Genomic DNA, 3723 nt, shown 5'->3' on the forward strand with positions numbered 1-3723 from the left:
TTTTCGCTCCTGTTCTTCGTCAGATAGCCCGCTATCTTCCTCATCACAGAAGCGAAAATGCCTCAAAAACTCATCCCAAATCATCACACGATAAATTCAAAACAGCTTCATAAAAAGAAACAAAGAAAGCGGAAGTCACCGATTATGTCACCGAAAAAGTGTAAGGATTTTTCGGGATAGCAAGAGCAAGAAAACAAAAAACCCACTAAAGTAACTTATTTAGTGGGTTTTTATCCGTTTATGACTCGGTAGTAGTACACCCGTGGGGAGTCGAACCCCAATCGTCGGAACCGGAATCCGATATTCTATCCATTGAACTACGGGTGCATTGTTTTTTTAATTGCGGCACAAAAATACAATTATTCTTCATTCTATCCTAATGATTCGGATAAAAAATTCGTATGAGCCTATGAAAACAAGGAATAAAAGCATGTCATTTTTCCCATAAACAAAAATAATCCATTTACATTATGACAATATTATCAATAAAAGCATTGCAATTTTACAAAACATTTATACCTTTGCATAACTTTACAAATAATTAATCACGCAAAAATTATGAGCTATCTGATAAAACCAGCAAACTACAAACCCCTGCTCGACATGAAACAGACAGAGCTTGGCATCAAACAAATCAAGGATTTCTTCCAGCAAAACCTATCCTCCGAACTACGCCTGCGAAGGGTGACAGCTCCCCTGTTCGTCTTAAAAGGTATGGGAATCAACGATGACCTGAACGGTGTGGAACGTCCCGTCACATTCCCCATCAAAGACCTTGCCGACCAACAGGCCGAAGTGGTACACTCGCTTGCCAAATGGAAAAGAGTGACCCTTGCCGACTATCACATCGAGCCGGGATATGGCATCTACACAGACATGAATGCCATCCGTGCCGACGAAGAACTGGGCAACCTGCACTCGCTTTACGTCGACCAATGGGACTGGGAACGGGTCATCACGCCCGAACAACGCACCGTAGAATTTCTGAAAAGCATCGTGACACGCATTTATGCCGCCATGCGCCGCACTGAATTCATGATTTGCGAAGCATATCCGCAGATTACCCCCTTTCTTGCCCATGATATCCACTTCATCCATGCACAAGACCTGCTGGACATGTACCCGGACAAGACTCCCAAAGAACGTGAGAACCTGATTACCGAACGGTTAGGCTCTGTTTTCATCATAGGAATCGGAGGCAAACTAAGTGACGGAAAACCTCATGACCTCCGTGCCCCGGATTATGATGACTATACAACCATCGACCCCAAAACCGGACTTCCGGGACTGAACGGTGACCTGCTGGTATGGAACGAGGTATTAGGCCGCGCCATTGAGCTCTCTTCCATGGGTATACGCGTAGACAAAGCCGCCATGCTGAAACAACTGGAACTGGCAGGCAAAGAAGAACGTACCAGGCTTTATTTCCACAAACGGCTGCTCGAAGGTTCGCTGCCCCTCAGTATCGGTGGTGGAATCGGACAGTCACGCCTATGTATGCTCTACTTGAAAAAAGCACATATCGGAGAAATACAGGCAAGCATCTGGCCCGAAGACATGCGGAAAGAATGTGCCGATTGGGGAATGCAGTTGATATAATTTATCAGGGACTAGGTGACCAGGTTTTGAATACCTTAGTAAATCTATCTAAAACCTAGTCCCTAGTACCTAGTCACCTAGTACCTAGTACCTAGTCACCTAAAAAATAACTCATGAATGTACAGATAGAAGAATCGTGGAAGCAAATTTTGGCTCCCGAATTTGAAAAAGACTATTTTATCCGTCTGACCGACTTCGTCAGGCAAGAATACCACAACACAACCGTTTATCCGCCGGGCAAGCTGATATTCAACGCGTTCAACCTTTGCCCTTACGATAAAGTAAAAGTAGTCATCATCGGACAAGACCCTTATCACGGACCCGGACAGGCACACGGACTATGCTTCTCCGTCAATGACGGCGTGCCGTTTCCTCCTTCACTACAAAACATTTTCAAAGAAATACACGATGATTTGGGAAGCCCTATACCTGCAAGCGGCAACCTGACCCGCTGGGCACAGCAAGGCGTGCTGCTGCTCAACGCCACACTTACGGTACGTGCACACCAGGCAGGTTCGCACCAGAAAAAGGGTTGGGAGGAATTTACCGATGCAGCCATCCGTGCCTTGGCGGAAAACCGCGAGCACCTGGTCTTTATCTTATGGGGGTCGTATGCACAGAAGAAAGGTGCCTTTATCGACCGGAACAAGCATCTCGTACTTACTTCTGTCCACCCCTCTCCCCTATCTGCCTATCACGGCTTTTTCGGCAACAAACACTTCAGCCGTACCAACGAATACCTCATCCAGCATGGGAAGACGCCGATTAACTGGTAGATTCAACATTTGAAAGTTGACAAGGTGACGAGTTGACAAGGTACTAGGCTTCAGATAGCTTTGGTTGGCGCCTACAAAAACTATTCAGAACCTAGCCAACTAGTACCTGTATGCTGCAAAGGTACGCAATCCTTTCCATACGGCAATGGATTTGGAAACGGTTGGTTTGAAAATCTATTAACAGCATTCTGTTTTACCCCGTATGTAGCTGCAAATAAGCAAATAACGGAATCAAAAAAAATAATATATCATACAAGTCCATATTTTCGATGCCATAGATAAACAAAAGCAATTGTCATTGCCCGTTGTGATGCAACTATATTGGATGCAGGATACACATATATGCACATGCGGACGGACATAGCTGCGCTGCGCAGTGCACTCGGTATCCCCAAAAGGAACTGGCGGATATTCAAATAAATCAAAGATGTTCAGCTGCTTGTATCAATCGTTCGATTTCGGGCGGAGAAAGTGTTTATCGGAATGGATTAGCACTTTCTCCACTGATTTTTCCATCCACCAGATGAATGGTCCGGTCTGTTTGCGAGGCAAGTGCCTCATCGTGAGTCACGATAACGAACGTCTGCCCCAGCTTGTCACGAAGTTCGAAAAAGAGACGATGCAATTCTTCCTTGTTCTGCGTGTCCAGACTGCCCGAAGGCTCATCGGCCAAGACTACAGAAGGATGGTTTATCAAGGCACGCGCCACAGCTACCCGTTGCTTCTCGCCGCCCGATAACTGGGCAGGCTTATGCAAAGCGCGTTCTCCCAACCCCAAAAATGAAAGCATCTCCTCCGCTTCTCTACGGGCAGACTTTCCTGACACGCCCTGTATCAAAAGTGGAATCATCACATTCTCTTCTGCCGTAAACTCGGGAAGCAATTGATGAAACTGAAACACAAAACCTATTTCCTTGTTGCGGAACGCCGCCAACCCTTTATCTTTAAGACGGTTCACCTCTACACCATTCAGTACAATCCGTCCGGCGTCGGGCTTGTCCAAGGTGCCCATTATCTGCAACAACGTAGTCTTTCCAGCCCCACTCGGTCCCACGATACTGACCACTTCTCCCTTATTTATTGTCAAGTCGATTCCTTTCAATACTTGCAGCGAACCAAAACTTTTCGTTATTCCTTCCAGTTGAATCATAATTTCCGAATTAAATAACTAATCTTAATTAGTTTGTATTAACGAGTCTGTTTTGAAACACGGATCAACGCGGATAATAATTTAATTATTAAGAAGCTGTTTTGAATTTCTCCAAAAAGTTTTTCTTGGCTTGATGTATCTGTTTTCGTGTGTGCTTTGGGCGATTTTTTGGTCCTTTCCGCTCCTGTTCTTCGTCAG

Annotated in this window: 3 protein-coding genes and 1 tRNA gene; 2 read left to right on the forward strand and 2 right to left on the reverse strand. The window is 45.3% G+C overall.

Annotation, left to right across the window (positions count from 1 at the left end):
- Positions 1-255: 255 nt before the first annotated feature.
- A tRNA-Arg gene (locus B5F78_RS16130) sits at positions 256-327 on the reverse strand.
- Positions 328-558: 231 nt separating this feature from the next.
- Between B5F78_RS16130 and asnA the strand changes: the two genes are divergently transcribed.
- Entirely contained in the window at positions 559-1599 is a 1041-nt protein-coding gene (asnA, locus tag B5F78_RS16135) for an aspartate--ammonia ligase (RefSeq protein ID WP_087250844.1), read from the forward strand.
- Positions 1600-1712: 113 nt separating this feature from the next.
- Positions 1713-2375, forward strand: coding sequence for a uracil-DNA glycosylase (locus tag B5F78_RS16140; protein WP_087207307.1), 663 nt, complete (start codon positions 1713-1715; stop codon positions 2373-2375).
- Positions 2376-2850: 475 nt separating this feature from the next.
- On the opposite strand, the gene B5F78_RS16145 is transcribed toward B5F78_RS16140, so the two are convergent.
- Positions 2851-3525 carry an ABC transporter ATP-binding protein gene (locus B5F78_RS16145; RefSeq protein WP_087207309.1) on the reverse strand — a complete coding sequence of 225 codons (675 nt, stop codon included), beginning with the start codon at positions 3523-3525 and terminating at the stop codon, positions 2851-2853.
- Positions 3526-3723: the final 198 nt, after the last annotated feature.

Origin of the sequence: Bacteroides sp. An279, from assembly GCF_002159615.1 — a bacterium.
In the GTDB taxonomy this organism is placed as follows: Bacteria; Bacteroidota; Bacteroidia; order Bacteroidales; family Bacteroidaceae; genus Phocaeicola; species Phocaeicola intestinalis.